Origin of the sequence: Kitasatospora sp. NPDC056327 (assembly GCF_042261735.1) — a bacterium.
Classification (GTDB): Bacteria; Actinomycetota; Actinomycetes; order Streptomycetales; family Streptomycetaceae; genus Kitasatospora.
On sequence record NZ_JBHJRC010000083.1, the window covers coordinates 13,808 to 29,270 of the forward strand.

Here is a 15,463-nt window from a genome sequence, read left to right on the forward strand (position 1 = left end):
GCACGGACGGCGTCGTCCCGCCTCACGCGAGCAGCTCGGCCAGCGAGCCGTCCATGTCCAGCGCGGCCAGCTCGCTGCCCGGCGGCACCAGCCGGTGCGCCCGCTCCAGCCAGGCGGCCACCGCCGGCAGCGGCGCCTCCAGCAGCGCGTCCCCGGCCGGTGAGCTCAGCGCCAGGCAGAGCACGCTGCGCCGGCCCGAACGGGTCGGCCAGATCCGCACGTCGCCCTGCCCGCAGGGCCGGAAGGTGCCCTCCACCAGCAGCTCCCGGGCGAACACCCAGGTGACCGGCGAGCCGGTGTCCAGGTGGAAGGTGATGTGCACCGCGTACGGGTCGTGGCTGCCGTAGGACAGCCGGGCCGGCACGGGGACGCTGTGCTCGGGGGACAGCACCAGGTTGAGCTCCAGTTCGTGCTCGACCACGCTCGTCGGGCGCTCCATGATCGGATTCCTCTCTGCCTGCGGTTCGTGCCCGTTCCCGGGGCGCCCGGTTCCGGACGGCCCGCTCACGGACGGCCCCGTTTCGGGCCCTGTGCACTGTGAGAGCGCGGCCCGGGGGCGCTCTTACACGGGTTTCCGGGAATTCCCGGGGAGATCCGCCGAGGGTGGTGGCCGAGGGTGGTGAGGGAGTGGTGAACGCGGGGCGGCGGGCGCGTGGTCGGGCGTACGCGCCGTCTTCCTTACCGCGGGCGGGACCGGGCTGTCCGGTGATTGGCCAACTTGGCGCCGCGGACCGGCCGAGGCACTACCCTTTGTGACTGCCCGGCGACTGTCCGCCTCCTCACGGCGGCACTTCCGCGCGCCGACGGCGGAGTCATCCGGGTCGCCCGTGCCACCGTCGCGCACACCCCGTCGCCGGGCGAGCCGCATCGGCCCTGCCAGGAAAGAGACCCCCATGACGGACCGGCCCCTCGCCGGCGGCAGCACGGACACGGCCGCCGGCCCCGCGCCGGGCTACTACCCCGATCCGTCCATCCCCGGGTTCGTCCGCTACTGGGGCGGCGCGGCGTGGGTGCCCGGCACCACCCGGCCCGCCCCGGCCGAGGGCGAGGTGCTGGAGCCGCCCCGGTACGCGACCCGCCCGCCGGAGGCGGCGGGCGGGGCCGGTCCGGCGGGGTCCGCGCCGCCGGGGCCGGTGCCGCCGCCGGCCGCGGGCGGGCCGCTGGGGAACGCGGTGCCGGGGAACGCGGTGGTGGGGCACGCGGCGACGGGGCACGCGGCGGTGGCCGGCCCGTTCAGCGGGCCGGCCGGTCCGGCGGCGACGGGTGGGGACACCGGGCCGGTGTACCTGGACCAGACGGCGGGCGGGGCGTCGTTCATCTTCGCGGTGCCGGAGAACGGGCCGGTGTTCCGGCGGGGCGGGGAGCGGGTTCCCGGGGGCGCGGGCGGGTCCGGGAGCGGGGGCGGGCCGGTCTCCGGGGCGATGCCGCAGCCGGGGGATCCGGAGCCGGTGGCGGGTCCGTTGCGGGACCTGGCGCAGGGGCCGCAGGCAGTGCAGGCAGTGCAGGGAGCGCAGGATCCGCCGGGACCGTCGTCGGAGCCGGCGGCCGGGCCGGGACCGTACCCGGGGCCGGAGCCGCGGTCCGCGCCGTGGCCGGAACCGGTGTCGGCACCCCTGCCGGAGGCGGCGGCCGGGTGGCAGGCGGATCCCCGGGCGCAGCGCGGACTGATGGACGCGGCAGGCGCTTCGCGCTGGGTCTCCTGGGGCGTGCTTCCCGGGACGGCCGGGGAGCACGCGGCCGACGCGCCCGCCCCCGTGGAGGCGTTCGCGCCGGAGTCCGCGCCCGCGCCCGTGCCGGAGTCGGCGCCCGCACCGGAGCCGGTGTCCACGTCCGTGCCGGTGCCGGCGTCGGGTGCAGGGACGGCCGTCACCCCGGAGCCGGTCCCGGTGGCGGAGCCGGAGCGCGCCGAGGCGCTCCGCCCCGCGGCCGAACCGGTGGCCGAACCGGCGGAGGCCGCCGCACCGGTCGCGTCCACCGAACCCGCTGCCGCCGCCCCGTCCGGCTCGTCCACCCCGTCCGGCTCGTCCACCGTGACCTCCCCGCCCGCCGTGACCGCCCGGTCCGCCGCTCGCCCTCCCGTCGCCCGCGCCGCCCCCTCGGCCCGGTCCGCTCCCGCCCACCGCTCCTCCGGCACCCCGCGCCGCCGCGACCGGGCGGCGGCCGCGGTCCGGCCCGCCGGGCTCGGCCGCCGTCTCGCCGCCCGGCTGGTCGACACCGCCGTCCTGGCCGTGGTCGCCGTCGCCGCGGGCGTCCCGCTCGGCCGCTCCGTCGAGTCCCACCTCCAGCGCAAACTCGACCACGCCAGGATGGTCAGCAGGCTCACCCACCGTCAGGTGGAGGTCTGGCTGGTGGACGGCACGGTGCTCGGCAAGCTGGCCGTCCTGCTCGGCATCCTGCTCTTCGTGAGCCTGTTCTACGAGGTGCTGCCGACCGCCCGCACCGGCCAGACGTTCGGCAAGCGGCTCGCCCGGATCCGGGTGGCCGCGGTGGCCCGGACCGCGGGGGGCGACGCCCCGGCCCGTCCGGGGATCGGCCGTTCGCTGGCCCGCTGGCTGGTGGGACTGGTCGCGGCGGTGCTGGTGCCCGCCCTGCTCTGGCCGCTGTTCGACCGTCCCGCCCGGCGCGGCTGGCCCGACCGCGCGGCCCGCACACGGGTCGTCAGGCACTGAACCCCTCCGTGCTTCCGGAGCTCCTCCACCGGTCGCCCGACGGCCGGGATCCGACCCGACAAAACAGACCAAATATCCCGAGTTCACAGAATGTGTGATGTTCTACTCGGGGCATGAGCACCCACGACCCCTCAGGCCCCGAGCCGGAGGGGGGCGGCAAGCCCTCCTTCGACAAGCAGCCCCCGCAGTCGGGCGGCGGCACGCCGGAAGGTGCGCCCCCGGACCCGTACGGCAGCCCGCCCCCCGGCCCTCCGCCCCCGGCCGGCGGCCCCGGCGCGTACGGCGGCACCTACGGCGGCGCCCCGGGCGGCCAGGACCCCTACGGCCGGTCACCGTACGACCAGCCCCCGCCCGGTCCCGGTCCCGCCGGCTACGGCACGCCCGGGGGCGGCCCCGTCCCCGGGATGCCCCCGCTCGGCAGCTGGCCCAACCGGATCCTCGCCAGGCTGATCGACTACCTGCTGGTGCAGGCCGTCGCCATCGTCGTGGTGCTGCCGTTCGCCAGCCTCTCCGACCGCTCCGGCTCGGCCGGCGCCTTCTGGCTCGCCTGCGGGCTCTACCTCGTCTACGAGGGGGTGATGCTCGGGCGGGACGGACAGACCCTCGGGAAGAAGGCGATGAAGGTCCGGGTCGCCATGCTGGTCGACGGCAACAGTCCGACCCAGTCCGCCGCGTGGACCCGGGCGGCGGTCTTCATCCTGCCCGCCGTGCTCTGCTGCGCCGGGCTCTGGTGGCTGATCGACGGTCTGTTCGGCGTCTTCGACAAGCCGTACCGGCAGTGCATCCACGACAAAGCCGCCAAGACGGTGGTGGTCTCCACCGCCTGAGCGGGCCGCCCGGGCGTGCTCCGGGCCCGCCCCTGCTCGGCCCGGCCGGCCGGTGCGCGGAACTCCGCGCCCCGGCCGGCGGCGCGTTCGCGGCCGCGGGCCGCCATGGTCGTGTGCCGTCGTCGTCCGGGCCGCTCGGTACCGTGGGGCCGACCGCACCGGCCCAGCAGTACGCATCCAGGGGGAACCGCCGTGCCCATCCCGACCGACTGGCCCACCACCGAGGCCGAGGCGCTCGCCGAACAGCAGCGTCTGCGCCCGCTCGTCCGGCCGTCCGGCGCGATCGGCAGCGGTAGCGGTGCCGGTGCCGGTGCCGATCGCGGCTCCGGCACCGGTGGCGGGGCCGCCGGTGCCGACGACCGCCTCGTCGCGGGCGTCGACGTCGCCTACGACGACGCCCACGACCTCGTCGTCGCGGCCGCCGTGGTGCTCGACCGCACCACCCTCGCCGTGGTCGAGGAGGCCACCGCCACCGGACGCGTCGCCTTCCCCTACATCCCCGGCCTGCTCGCCTTCCGCGAACTCCCCGCCGTCCTCGACGCCCTCGCGGCCCTCACCCACCGCCCCGGCACCGTCGTCTGCGACGGCTACGGCCTCGCCCACCCGCGCCGCCTCGGCCTCGCCAGCCACCTCGGCGTCCTCACCGGCCTGCGCACCCTCGGCGTCGCCAAGACCCCGTTCACCTTCGACCACCGGGAACCGGGCCCCGCCCGCGGCGACCGCACCCCCCTCACCGACCCCGTCACCGGCGAGGAGGTCGGCAGCGCGGTCCGCACCCGGCCCGGCGTCAAACCGGTCTTCGTCTCCGTCGGCCACCGCATCGGCCTCACCGAGGCCGTCGAGGCCACCCTCGCCCTCACCCCCCGCTACCGCCTCCCCGAAACGACCCGGCACGCCGACTCCCTCTGCCGCCGCGCCCTCACCGCCGCGCTCGCCGCCCGGGCCTGAAACCGGGCGGCGGCCCACCGCAGGACGTCAACCGGCCGCGGGCCGGGCCGGGGTGACGGCCCGTGTGTTAGACATGTCACACTCACCAGAACCGTCAACGACACACCGGCCGGACGCACGGGGGAGGCGCCGCACGTGGCAACGGGGAACGGAACGGGACCGACCGGCGGAGCGGGACGCGGCTACCGCGTCGAGGTCGAACAGCTGCGCGCCTTCGCGGCCCAGGTGCGGCTGCTGCTCGCCGAGTTCCAGCACCACGCGGACGGCACCACGACACACGGCCGCAGCGGCATCGGACGCACCTCCCTCGGCACCTTCGCCGAGGCCACCGACCTGCACGGCCGCTACCAGACCATGCGCGACGCCCTGCGCGACGTCCTCAACCAGCTCCAGGAGGCGGTCGACGAGGCCCAGAAGAAGGCCGAACTCACCGCCACCAACTACGAGGAACAGGAACACCGCACCAGACGCGGACTGAAACTCGGCGACGACGGCTGGTCCGTCGCCAACCCCTCCGCCACCAGCACCGCCGCCTACGCCCGAACCACCGCCCCGGCCCGGAACGACGACGGGAAGGGCGCGCGATGACCTACACCGACTTCCGCGGCTACAGCCACGCCCAGCTCCGCGCTATGACGCAGGCCCTCAACCCCGGCGAGGTGATGGCCGCCGCCGACCCCTGGCGCCGCGCCGCCGACACCCTCAAGGCCATCCGCACCACCCTCACCCGCGCCAGCACCGAGGCCGCCACCTCCTGGGAGGGCAGCACCAGCGACGCCTTCCACAGCCGCATGCTCCACCTCGCCACCACCATCAACACCACCGCCTCCTACGCCAACGACGCGGCCAACACCCTCAAGGCGATCTCCGAGGCCATGGCCAAGGCCAAACGCGACATGCCCGAGGAACCCGGCGGCTGGGCCCAGTTCAAGGACGGCGTCGGCGACACCTTCTCCTCCCTCTTCGGCGCCGACGACGAGGACTCCCGCACCGACCTCGTCAACCAGAAGAAGGCCGAAGCCGCCACCGTCCTCCAAACCCTCGCCATGCACTACCGCACCGCCGCCCCCATGCTGAAACCCCCACCCCCTCCGGGGCAGCCGGGGAAGGGCGGGAAAATCGACTACACGGAGATCCCGGAGGATGACACCGGCGCTGGCAACTACGCGGCCGTGGGCGGTTTCCTCGGCGGCGTGGGGATCGGAAACGCTGGTGCGGGCGCCGGTGGGACGGCGCTCCGTCCGCAGGAGCGGGCCGTGGCGGATCCCCGGACGGCTGGTGTCGCCCGCCCCGACCAGCAGGGGACGGGCAGGGCGGTAGTGAAGGTGCCGCGGGCCCCCTCCGACCCCGGCATCAAGGGTGGGGTGGCGATGCCGCCACCCAAAGCCACTCCGGTGGGCTTCGGTGCCGGATCCGTGGTGGACGGTGCGGGTGCCGTTCCTGCGCCTGCTCCTGCGGGCGGTGGGCACTCGCTGCCCGGGGGGAGCGGTACGTCGATCCTCGGTGCACCGGGGAATGCCGGAAGCCACTCCCTGCCCAACGGTCCCACCACACAGTCCGCACCACTTCAAGGGGGACAGGTCGGATCCCATCCCAGCGGGATCCCACTGTCCTTCGGTCCTTCGGGTGGGCAGGGGGCGGCCGAGGGGCGGACCGGGCAGAGCGTTCCGGAGGCCGTCCGGGACGGCCGAGAAGGGGGAACAGGCCGAACCGGTGCCGGTCGAAGCGGAGCCGCCTTCGGTGCCGAGGGCATTCCGGGCGCCGGGGGCACGACTGTCGGCGCGGGGTCCGGCCGAGGCAGGGGAGGTGCCGAGGGTGCGGCCGGTCGAGCCGGCGGCACGGTCGTCGGTGTCGGTGACCGGACCGACAAGGTGGGGGGAGGTAAGCAGGCCTTCACCGAGGGTGGCTCGGGTGTCGGGGCCCGCGGCCGGATCCGGCCGGAGTCAGGCGGGGGCGGCCCGCTGACGCAGTCGCCCATGATTCCACTGGGCGGAGCCTCCCGGGGCAGGCCGGACGGAGAGGAGAGGAAGGGGCGTCCCGACTACCTTGTCGAGGACGAGGAGACCTGGGCGCCCGACGAACAGGTCAATCCGAACGTGGTGGAATGACGCCCGACCCGCAGGTCCGGGCTGATCGATCGGCTGCCCCGCCGCCCTTCGGGGCGTGGGGCAACCTCTGTGGCAAGTGGGGTGGCAGGGCTTGAGGAACTGGCGTCTGAGCCGCGGGGCCGCCGCGCTGCTGGCGGGGGGAATGCTGGCGACCGTGGCTGCCCCTGCCCGTGCCGACGGTGTGCGCGACGCTCAGTGGCCGCTCGACACGTACCGGACGGCGTCGTCGATCTGGCCCGTCTCCCAGGGCGAGGGAGTCACGGTCGCCGTCATCGACAGTGGTGTCCTGAAGGAACATCAGGACCTGACGGGGCAGGTGCTGGCCGGGGCGGATTTCACCGGGCAGAAGACCGACGGCACAGAGGACACGAGCGGGCACGGCACCGGTATGGCGAGCCTCATCGCCGGTCACGGTCACGGAACCGGTGCAGGCATCATGGGTCTGGCTCCGAAGAGCAAGATCCTTCCGGTCCGGATCACACTGGACGAGGGGTCACTCCTGCCGCAGTCGGAGGTGGCCAGGGCGATCCGCTATGCCGTCGACCACGGCGCGAAGGTCATCAACATGTCGATCGGTGGGCCTTCCGGAGCCGACCCCGAGGAGCGTTCGGCGGTCAACTACGCCCTCGACAAGGACGTGGTTGTCGTGGCGAGCACGGGAAACGACGGTGACAAGAACGGGGCCGTGGAGTACCCGGCGGCCTTCCCCGGAGTTGTGGCGGTCGGCGCGGTCGACCGGAACGGGCTGATCTGGAGCAAATCGAGTTCCGGCCCCGAGACCACTCTTGTGGCGCCGGGCGCGGAGGTTCCCCATGCGATTGCCAAGTCGACGAGCGCGCACGGCCTCGGCAACGGCACCTCGGCCGCCACCGCCTACGTCTCGGCCACCGCCGCGCTGATCCGGGCGAAGTACCCGGAGCTCTCCGCCGGGCAGGTGATCAACCGGATGATCAGGAGTGCCGTGCCGCCCGGGGACGGGTCCGCGGTGCCGAGCAACCGGTACGGGTACGGGGTGCTGGCGCCGGGGAAGGCGTTGGAGGTGAATCCGGCGGTGGACGGGGGGCCTCGGGAGAATCCGTTGGCGGGGCGGGCGGAGTCCCAGGGGGGTGTGTCGCCGGGGACGGGGGAGGTGGTGGGGGAGACGCCCGCGCCGGTGGTGCCGGAGGGCGGGAACCGCGGGGTGCGGTGGGTGCTGGTGGGGGCGGCGGGGATCGCGGGGGCGGTGCTGGTCGGGGCCGTGGTGACGGTGCTGGTGGTGGTGCGCGGGCGGCGCCGGCGGGAGCGGGCGGCCGCCGCGGGGTACCCGGGGCATCCGCAGCAGCAGTGGCCGCCGCGTCAGGGGTGAGCCGCGAGCCGCTCGGGGCGGAAGGGCGGTAGGGCACCCGGCGTTCCCGGTCCCGGGTCCGTTCCCAGGCCCGCTCTCGGTCCCGTCTCCGGGGCCGTGGGGGGCGGCGGGGCGGGCGGTGCCGCCGGGCCTGGCAGGATTTCGGTGGCCGCTGGCGGGGACGGCGCTGGTGGGGGCGGTCCGGGCCCGGCCATCCTGGGCGCATGACCACTGCAGAGCACACCTCACCGGAGCCCGAGCCCGAGCCCGCGTTCGAGCCCGCGTTCGAGCCCGGGGCCGGGCGCGCGGACACCGCCGGCACCACCTCCACCGCCGCCGGCACGACCGCCCCCGGCGACGCGATCGTTCCCGACACCAAGGACTGGACGTGGGTGCTGGAGCGCCCCTGCGCCGACTGCGGTCTGGACAGCGGCGCGGTCGTCCGGGAGGACGTCGCCGGGATGGTCAGGGCCAACGCGGCGGGCTGGACGGCGGTGCTGGCCGGTGACGGGCGGGCGCTGCGCCGTCGGCCCAGCCCGGAGATCTGGTCGGACCTCGAATACGCGTGTCACGTCCGGGACGTCTTCCGGCTGTTCCGCGTCCGGCTGGACCTGATGCTGGAGCAGGACGACCCGCTGTTCGCGAACTGGGACCAGGACGAGACCGCCGTCGCGGAGCGGTACGGCGAGCAGGAGCCGGCCGTGGTGGCGGGGGAGCTCGCGGAGGCCGCGGAGCTGCTGGCGGCGGCGTTCGAGGGGGTGTCGGGCGATCGGTGGGCCCGGACCGGGAACCGCAGCGACGGGGCCCGCTTCACGGTGGAGTCGTTCGCCCGCTACCTGATCCACGACCCGGTCCACCACCTGTACGACGTCACGGGCGAGCGGGTCTGAGCGGGCCCCAGCCGGGCCGGGAGGGTCTGAGCGGGCCCGAGCCGGGCCGGGAGGACCTCGGCGGGACCGGGCGGTCCCGGGCACCCCGGGCGGCTCCTGGCCGGGCCCGGGTGCTTCCCGCCCGCGCTCGGCCCGAGCCGGTGGGGTGCTCACCGGCTCACGGTCGTGCCTCTCCGGGGCTCACCAGCCGGAGGCCTCGCGCAGCATGGTGCGCCGCAGCCGGCCGGCCACGCTGGCGGTGTCGGTGCCGATGACGTCGGCGATCTCGGGGGCGGCGAGGCCGACGACGTAGTGCAGGATCGCGAGGTCGTCGTCGACGGGCCGGCCGGGGCGTTCCCGGGCCTCGGGGCGGCCGGAGGGCAGGCCGCTGTCCCGGGTGTGCTCCTCGACGGTGCTGCGCAGGATCTGCCAGGCGTGCGCGGTGGGGTTGGAGCTTCCCAGCAACTCGCGCCAGTGGACCGCGATTTCGGCGAAGGCCTGCTGGACGGCGCCGGCCGCCCGTTCCGGGTCGGGCAGCCAGACCCGGGCGTAGCTGAGGTACCGCGGTCGGTGCAGTTCGCAGAACGCCGCGAACTCCAGCGGTAGGTCGGGCGGCTCGCCGGGCCCCGGGGGTGGCTCGGCGGTGCTGTCATGACGTTGGGTCATCTCGGCTTCTCGGCAAGTGAGATGGGCATCTGACGGTCGATCATCTGTGCTCACTCTACGGTAGGCGCTCGGTGCGCTGGGTCACCAATCGGAGGGTTTGCCCGGAAGGCGTCGCCGCGCGGCCGGTTCCGGCGGTGGCCGGGCGGAGGGTCGGCGGTCGGTGCGGCGGTCGCGGACGGGCGGGGAGTGGTGCGCAGTGGTGTCAGAGGCGTACGTGTGAAGCTTCGTGGCCGGTCAACGAGGGTGGCGCGGCGAAGGTGACGGGCTGGTCCGCACGTCACCGTGGAGGGTGTGATGTGCCACCGTAAGCGGTCCGGCGGTTCCCGTCCACGTCTGCGGCGCGAAGCCGGGTGCGCACCACCGGACGCACCACCGTGCACGCGTCGCCCCGGTCCGGCCGGGCTGCGGCGATGCCGCGCAGCGCCCTGCCGACGGCCCCCCGGCAGGGGGGCGGAGGCGGTGGGCCGGCCCCGTCGCACGCATCCCGCGTGCCCGGCCCTTCGTCGGCGGATCGCCGTGTACAGGTGAACAGTTGACGAACCGTCAGAGGTTCGCCGGAGTGTCGGTCAGGGTGTCGTCCGGTGGCTCTCCGCCGGGCCGACCCGGTCGTCGGGGGAGGTGCCCCGGGCGAGCTGGGCGGGGAACACCTCGACCGCCCGCAGGCGGGCGAGCCGCGCGGCCGCCGCAGCCGCGGCCCCTGCGGCGCCCGCCGCCTCGGTGGCGGCGGCGAGTCGTTCCCGCTCGTGCCCCCGGCCGCGGGCGCCCGGTCCGGCGGTGTCCGCGGTCCCGTGCTCCGCGGTCGCGTGCTCCACGGCCCCGCTCCGGGCGTCCGTCCGGAACTCCGGGAAGTCCCGGGTGTCCCGGCGGTTCCCGGCGCCCTGGGTCTCCTGGGCCGGTCCGGGGTCCCCGGTCCGCTGCGCCTGCTGGATCTTCCTGGTCCGCTGCGCCTGCTGTGCCTCCTGTTCGTCCTGGGCCGCCTCGTGGACGGCCTCGTACGCGGCCTTGGTGGCCGTCCCGGGCCGGGCCGCCCCGGTGCCCCGCCGGGCCCGCCCGTGGGCGGTGCGCTCGGCCTGTTCCTCGGCGACCTGTCTAGCCGCCAGGTAGGCCTGGACGGCCGCCATCCCGTAGACGGGCTGGATCAGCTGGTGGCCCTTGAAGAACGGCCGGGCGGGGGCGAACCCGGCGGCGACCACGAGGTCGCGGATCTCGGCTATCTCCGCTTCGCTGCGCGCGGTGAAGCGGACCTCCCAACCCTTCTTGTAGGTATGGCCCTGGGCACCGCTTCGGCGGGCCGGGTCCGGCCGGCGGACGTATCCGGGCAGGCGTCCGAGGCGGAGCTGGGCCGCGCGGAGGCCGGCGGTCTCGTCACGTGACATGTACTAAGGGTAGGCAATCCGGCGGGCTGGAGTGACGCCCGGAGGTGTCTTCGCCGTATGTGCTTGGTCACGCAGGGTCAGAGGTCCTGGTGGTCGATCGATGATGATCGAGTATGACAAGCAGTTGATCACCCATTCCTCCGAATGGGTGAGGGTATGCGGACTTTAGTGCGCGCTGGTCCCGGTTTCACGACGGTTGGGTAACAGTGCGTCAGGCGGCCGCGACTCGCCCCCGGGCGTTGGGGATGGTGTCGGCATGAACTACCGGATTCCCGCGCCGCCGCCGTCCCTGGAGGAACTGGCGCAGCGTCAGCAGAACGTCCTCACCGCCGGCCAGCTGCGCGCCAGGGGTGTGCCGGCCCGGGTCATCAGCGGCCACTGCCGCCGCGGTGGCCCCTGGCAGCGGCTGCTGCCCCGCGTCTACCTGCTGCAGCCCGGCGAGCCCTCGCCGGAGCAGCGGATGTGGGCCGCCCTGCTGTACGCGGCGCAGAACGGCCGGGAGGAGGGCCGCCGGGAGGGCGCGGTGATCACCGGCCCGGCCGCGCTCGCGCTGTACGGCTTCGCCGCGGTGCCGCGGCTGCCCGCCGTCACGGGGGTCGACGTGCTGGTCCCCCGCCAGCGGCGGCTGAAGGACGCCGGGGAGGTCAGGATCCGGCGCACCGAGCGGGAGCTGGTGGCGCGGTCGGTGCACGGGCTGGCCTGCGCGCCGGTGGCCCGGGCGGTGGCCGACGCGCTGTGCGAGTGGACGGCGCGGGAGCGCGCCCTCGCCGGCCGGCCGGGCGGGGCGGGGGCGGCCGGCCCGGCGCCGGTCCGGGAAATGCTCCGGGAGGCCGTCCGCCGTCCCGAGCTGTGCTGCCCGGTCCGGGAGTTGGCCGCCGAGCTGACCGAGTGCGGGCTGGTCGCCGACCCGCGGGTGCGGGCCGTGCTGGACGACCTGCTGGCCGCCGAGCGGGACCGGGTGCTGGACCGGGTCGGCGAGCTGGTGGACGAGTGGCTGCTGCCGGTCCCGCTGACCGGCCCGGAGCTGCGGATGCGGGGCGGCACCTTCGTCGCCGTGCCGGACCTCTACTGGCCGGGGGCGGGCGTCGCGGTCGAGGTCGACTCGGAGCTGCGCTGCGTCAGCGAGGGCGAGGCGGCCTGGGTGCGCGGCGGCCAGCACCGGATGGAGTACCTCGGGGTCCGGGTGGTCCACGTCTCCGGCGTGCGGCTGGCCGGGGACGCCGACGCGGTCGGCGCCGAGCTGCGCGAGGCCTTCCTGCTCGGCGGGACCGACGTGGTGGAGCTGCTGGTCACCGAGCGCTGAGCCCCCGGGGGCTCAGCCCCCGACGACCGGCGAGCCGACCAGTTCGACCCCGGCCGCCCGGAGTTCGTCCAGCGCGGCGGCGGTGGTGGGTGCGGCGACCCCGGCGGTCAGCTCCAGCAGCACCCGGGTGGTGAACCCGGCCCGCACCGCGTCCAGCGCGGTGGCCCTGACGCAGTGGTCGGTCGCGATGCCGACCACGTCCACCTCGGTGACCTGCCGCTCCCGCAGCCACTCGACCGGCCCGCGGTCGTTCTCGTCCACGCCCTCGAAGCCGCTGTACGCCGCCGTGTAGGCGCCCTTGTCGAAGACCGCCTCGATCGCGCCGGAGGTGACCGACGGGGCGAAGTTGGGGTGGAAGCCGACCCCCTCCGTCCCCGCGACGCAGTGCACCGGCCAGCTGTGCACGTAGTCGGGGTCCTCGGAGAAGTGGTCGCCCGGGTCGATGTGGTTGTCGCGGGTGGCGACGATGTGCCGGTAGCCGGGGGAGGCCTCGGCGATGAGGTCGGTGATCGCGGCGGCCACCTCGGCCCCGCCGGCGACGGCCAGGCTGCCGCCCTCGCAGAAGTCGTTCTGCACGTCGACGACGATCAGTGCCCGGTGCATGGGTGGCGTTCCTCGGTCTGGTGGGGTCCTGCGGAGGACGGGACGGGGTGCGGGGAGTTCCGGGGCCGGTGCGCGGGCCCCGTGCGGGGGAACTCTACGGTCGACTGTAGGCAGTGGCATCCGGGGGCGGAAGGCCCGGGGTGGGCCCGGCGCCCTTCCCGCCCGTGGACGTCCACGAACCGTCGGGGCGCCGGCCGCACCGTCACGCGGACGGCTCCGGCGGGCGTCCGGCGGTGTCACACCCGCAGTTCGGTGGTCAGGACCGGGTCGCCCTTGGAGAGCTGGGTGGCCGACAGCGGCAGCGCGGCCCGGGCCCGCAGGTGCCGCTCGCGCGCGGCCTCCAGCGGTTCGCGGCCGACCACCTCGCCGGCCTTCACCAGCGGCACCTGAACCACGTGCGGGGCCAGGTCCGCCGGGACCGGCCCGGTGCCGACCACCTCGGCCTCGGCGACGCCGTCCGCGTCGGGCCGCCGGGCCGCCCACTTGCGCCCGCCGACGCTGCTCTTGGCGCCGGCCGAGCGCTTGGCGACCGGCACCAGCGGGCCGTCGGGGCCGGCGGCGCGGGCGACCAGCTTGTAGACCATGGCGCAGGTCGGGTGCCCGCTGCCGGTGACCAGGCTGGTGCCGACCCCGTAGCCGTCCACCGGGGCGGCGGCGAGCGCGGCGATCGCGTACTCGTCGAGGTCGGAGGTGACGATGATCCGGGTGCCGGTGGCGCCGAGGTCGTCGAGCTGGCGGCGCACCCGGTGGGCGAGCAGCGTGAGGTCGCCGGAGTCGATCCGCACGGCGCCCAGCTCCGGGCCGGCCACCTCGACGGCGGTCCGCACGGCCTCGTGCAGGTCGAAGGTGTCGACCAGCAGGGTGGTGCCCCGGCCCATCGAGTCGATCTGCGCCCGGAAGGCGTCCCGCTCGCTGTCGTGGACGAGGGTGAAGGCGTGCGCGGCGGTGCCGGTGGTGGGGATGCCGTAGGTGAAGCCGGCCTCCAGGTCGGAGGTGGCGCCGAAGCCGGCGACGTAGGCGGCCCGGGCGGCGGCGACGGCGGCCCGCTCGTGCGCGCGCCGGGCGCCCATCTCGATCACCGGGCGGCCGCCCGCCGCGGAGGTCATCCGGGAGGCGGCGGCGGCGATCGCCGAGTCGTGGTTGAGGATCGAGAGGATCACCGTCTCCAGGATCACCGCCTCGGCGAAGCTGCCCTCCACGGTGAGCAGCGGCGAGCCGGGGAAGTAGGCCTCGCCCTCGGGGTAGCCGTGGATGTCGCCGGTGAACCGGTAGTCGGCGAGGAAGCGCAGGGTGTCCTCGTCGACGACGTGCTGGTCGGCGAGCCAGTCGAGCTGGGCGGAGGTGAAGCGGAAGCTCTCCACGGCGTCCAGGACCCGGCCGGTGCCGGCCACCACGCCGTAGCGGCGCCCGGCGGGCAGCCGGCGGGTGAACACCTCGAAGACGGAGCGGCGGTGCGCCGCCCCGCTGCGCAGGGCGGCCTGCAGCATGGTGAGCTCGTAGCGGTCGGTGAGCAGCGCGGTCGAGCCGGCCGCGGGCACGGAAGTGGCGTCCATGCGGATGATACTACTACCCCTTAGCGTCAAAGTGACGATTTCTCGGCGGGGAGATCCGGCGGGCGCGCCGGGAGCACCCCGGGCGCGCGGGGCCGGAATCGCCCGGAGGTCCCCCGGATGGCAGCATGGGGCTGGAGGGGCACGTGGACATCACGTGACGGCCGGGTGGGAGCCACCCGGTAAGCGAGCGGCAGGAGGGAACCGGCGGTGAGTGTCGCGCCCGTGGAGATCGAGCGCCCGGAGGTCGAGGGCGTGCCGGTGACGGAGCCGGACACCCCCTGGGTCACCATCGTCCACAACGATCCGGTCAACCTGATGAGCTACGTCCAGTACGTCTTCCAGGCCTACTTCGGCTATCCGAAGGAGAAGGCCAGGAAGCTGATGATGGAGGTGCACACCAAGGGCCGGGCGGTGGTCTCCAGCGGTTCGCGCGAGGAGATGGAGCGCGACGTGCAGGCGATGCACGGCTACGGCCTGTGGGCCACCCTGCAGCACGACTGACCCGCACGACCGACCGTGCGGTGCCGGGGCCGCAGGGCCGCACGACCGACCGAAACGACTGAAGACGGGCTGACCGATACCGATGGCTGGGTTGTTCGAGAGTGCCGGCGGCGGGAGCGCGGTGCTCGCGCTGGACGAGCTGGAGGCCTCCGTCCTGCGCTCGCTGGAGGTGCAGATGCTGGAGCTGATCGGCCCCGGCCCGGGCGGCGACGGCGAGGGGGACGCCGATCCGCTGGCGGCGCTGTTCGCCGAGGGCCCCACCGAGGCGCCCGCCGACCCCGCGCTGGCCCGGCTCTTCCCGGACGCCTACGGCGACCCGGAGCGGCCGTCCGACGAGGAGGCCCGGGAGGCCGCCGCCGAGTTCCGCCGCTACACCGAGCTGGACCTGCGGGCCCGCAAGCGGGACGACGCGCTGCACGTCGTCCGCTCGCTGGACGGCCTGGGCGGCGAGGGCGGGCTGGTCGAGCTCGACGCCGCCGCCGCCCTGCGCTGGCTGGGCGCGCTCAACGACCTGCGGCTGACCCTGGGCGTGCGGCTGGAGGTCACCGACGAGGACGAGCAGGGGCTGTACGGGCTGCCGGACGGCGACGACCGCAAGCCGCTGGTGATGGCCTACCTGTGGCTCGGCGCCCTCCAGGAGTCGCTGCTGGAGGCGATCGCCGACTGACGGTCCCCGCCCAGGGAAGGGCCCCGGTCTCCCGTCCGCATGCCGGACG

Annotated in this window: 15 protein-coding genes; 10 read left to right on the plus strand and 5 right to left on the minus strand. The window is 75.2% G+C overall.

Annotated elements, in window-relative coordinates; all coding sequences use genetic code 11:
• Positions 1–22: 22 nt before the first annotated feature.
• Positions 23–439 carry an SsgA family sporulation/cell division regulator gene (locus tag ACFCX4_RS14850; protein WP_350544727.1) on the minus strand — a complete coding sequence of 139 codons (417 nt, stop codon included), beginning with the start codon at positions 437–439 and terminating at the stop codon, positions 23–25.
• 454 nt (positions 440–893) lie between these two features.
• Between ACFCX4_RS14850 and ACFCX4_RS14855 the strand changes: the two genes are divergently transcribed.
• The 7 genes from ACFCX4_RS14855 to ACFCX4_RS14885 all read left to right on the plus strand — a co-directional run bounded on the left by ACFCX4_RS14855 (position 894) and on the right by ACFCX4_RS14885 (position 8,766).
• The gene (locus ACFCX4_RS14855; protein ID WP_376142301.1) at positions 894–2,669 is read left to right on the plus strand and encodes an RDD family protein; all 1,776 of its coding nucleotides are present in this window, start codon (positions 894–896) and stop codon (positions 2,667–2,669) included.
• 113 nt (positions 2,670–2,782) lie between these two features.
• Entirely contained in the window at positions 2,783–3,496 is a 714-nt protein-coding gene (locus ACFCX4_RS14860; protein ID WP_376142303.1) for an RDD family protein, read from the plus strand.
• 192 nt (positions 3,497–3,688) lie between these two features.
• Positions 3,689–4,444, plus strand: a complete 756-nt coding sequence (locus tag ACFCX4_RS14865) for an endonuclease V (protein WP_376142306.1) — start codon at positions 3,689–3,691, stop codon at positions 4,442–4,444.
• A 135-nt stretch (positions 4,445–4,579) separates the two neighbouring features.
• Positions 4,580–5,032 carry a hypothetical protein gene (locus ACFCX4_RS14870; protein WP_376142308.1) on the plus strand — a complete coding sequence of 151 codons (453 nt, stop codon included), beginning with the start codon at positions 4,580–4,582 and terminating at the stop codon, positions 5,030–5,032.
• Positions 5,029–6,552, plus strand: a complete 1,524-nt coding sequence (locus ACFCX4_RS14875) for a WXG100 family type VII secretion target (RefSeq protein WP_376142310.1) — start codon at positions 5,029–5,031, stop codon at positions 6,550–6,552. Before ACFCX4_RS14870 ends, ACFCX4_RS14875 begins: the two co-directional genes overlap by 4 nt.
• 142 nt (positions 6,553–6,694) lie before the next feature.
• A complete protein-coding gene (gene mycP, locus ACFCX4_RS14880) occupies positions 6,695–7,897 on the plus strand; it encodes a type VII secretion-associated serine protease mycosin (RefSeq protein ID WP_376142313.1) in 1,203 nt (400 codons plus the stop codon).
• 203 nt (positions 7,898–8,100) lie between these two features.
• Positions 8,101–8,766, plus strand: a complete 666-nt coding sequence (locus tag ACFCX4_RS14885) for a DinB family protein (RefSeq protein WP_376142315.1) — start codon at positions 8,101–8,103, stop codon at positions 8,764–8,766.
• 180 nt (positions 8,767–8,946) lie between these two features.
• On the opposite strand, the gene ACFCX4_RS14890 is transcribed toward ACFCX4_RS14885, so the two are convergent.
• Together ACFCX4_RS14890 and ACFCX4_RS14895 are read right to left on the minus strand one after the other, a co-directional pair.
• The gene (locus ACFCX4_RS14890; protein ID WP_376142318.1) at positions 8,947–9,411 is read right to left on the minus strand and encodes an RNA polymerase sigma factor; all 465 of its coding nucleotides are present in this window, start codon (positions 9,409–9,411) and stop codon (positions 8,947–8,949) included.
• Between the two features lie 566 nt (positions 9,412–9,977).
• Positions 9,978–10,787: a hypothetical protein gene (locus ACFCX4_RS14895; RefSeq protein ID WP_376142321.1), complete on the minus strand. Its 810-nt coding sequence runs from the start codon at positions 10,785–10,787 to the stop codon at positions 9,978–9,980.
• 256 nt (positions 10,788–11,043) lie between these two features.
• Here ACFCX4_RS14895 and ACFCX4_RS14900 point away from each other — a divergent pair, with 256 nt between their 5' ends.
• On the plus strand, positions 11,044–12,090 hold the full coding sequence (locus tag ACFCX4_RS14900; protein WP_376142324.1) for a hypothetical protein: 1,047 nt from the start codon (positions 11,044–11,046) through the stop codon (positions 12,088–12,090).
• Between the two features lie 12 nt (positions 12,091–12,102).
• On the opposite strand, the gene ACFCX4_RS14905 is transcribed toward ACFCX4_RS14900, so the two are convergent.
• On the minus strand, positions 12,103–12,693 hold the full coding sequence (locus tag ACFCX4_RS14905; RefSeq protein WP_376142327.1) for an isochorismatase family protein: 591 nt from the start codon (positions 12,691–12,693) through the stop codon (positions 12,103–12,105).
• Between the two features lie 236 nt (positions 12,694–12,929).
• Entirely contained in the window at positions 12,930–14,246 is a 1,317-nt protein-coding gene (locus ACFCX4_RS14910) for a nicotinate phosphoribosyltransferase (RefSeq protein WP_376142330.1), read from the minus strand.
• A 207-nt stretch (positions 14,247–14,453) separates the two neighbouring features.
• On the opposite strand from ACFCX4_RS14910, the gene clpS reads away from it, so the two are divergent.
• The gene (gene clpS / locus ACFCX4_RS14915; RefSeq protein WP_350544761.1) at positions 14,454–14,747 is read left to right on the plus strand and encodes an ATP-dependent Clp protease adapter ClpS; all 294 of its coding nucleotides are present in this window, start codon (positions 14,454–14,456) and stop codon (positions 14,745–14,747) included.
• Between the two features lie 82 nt (positions 14,748–14,829).
• Complete coding sequence (locus tag ACFCX4_RS14920) at positions 14,830–15,414, plus strand: DUF2017 domain-containing protein (RefSeq protein ID WP_376142333.1); 585 nt, start codon at positions 14,830–14,832, stop codon at positions 15,412–15,414.
• The last annotated feature ends 49 nt before the right edge of the window (positions 15,415–15,463 follow it).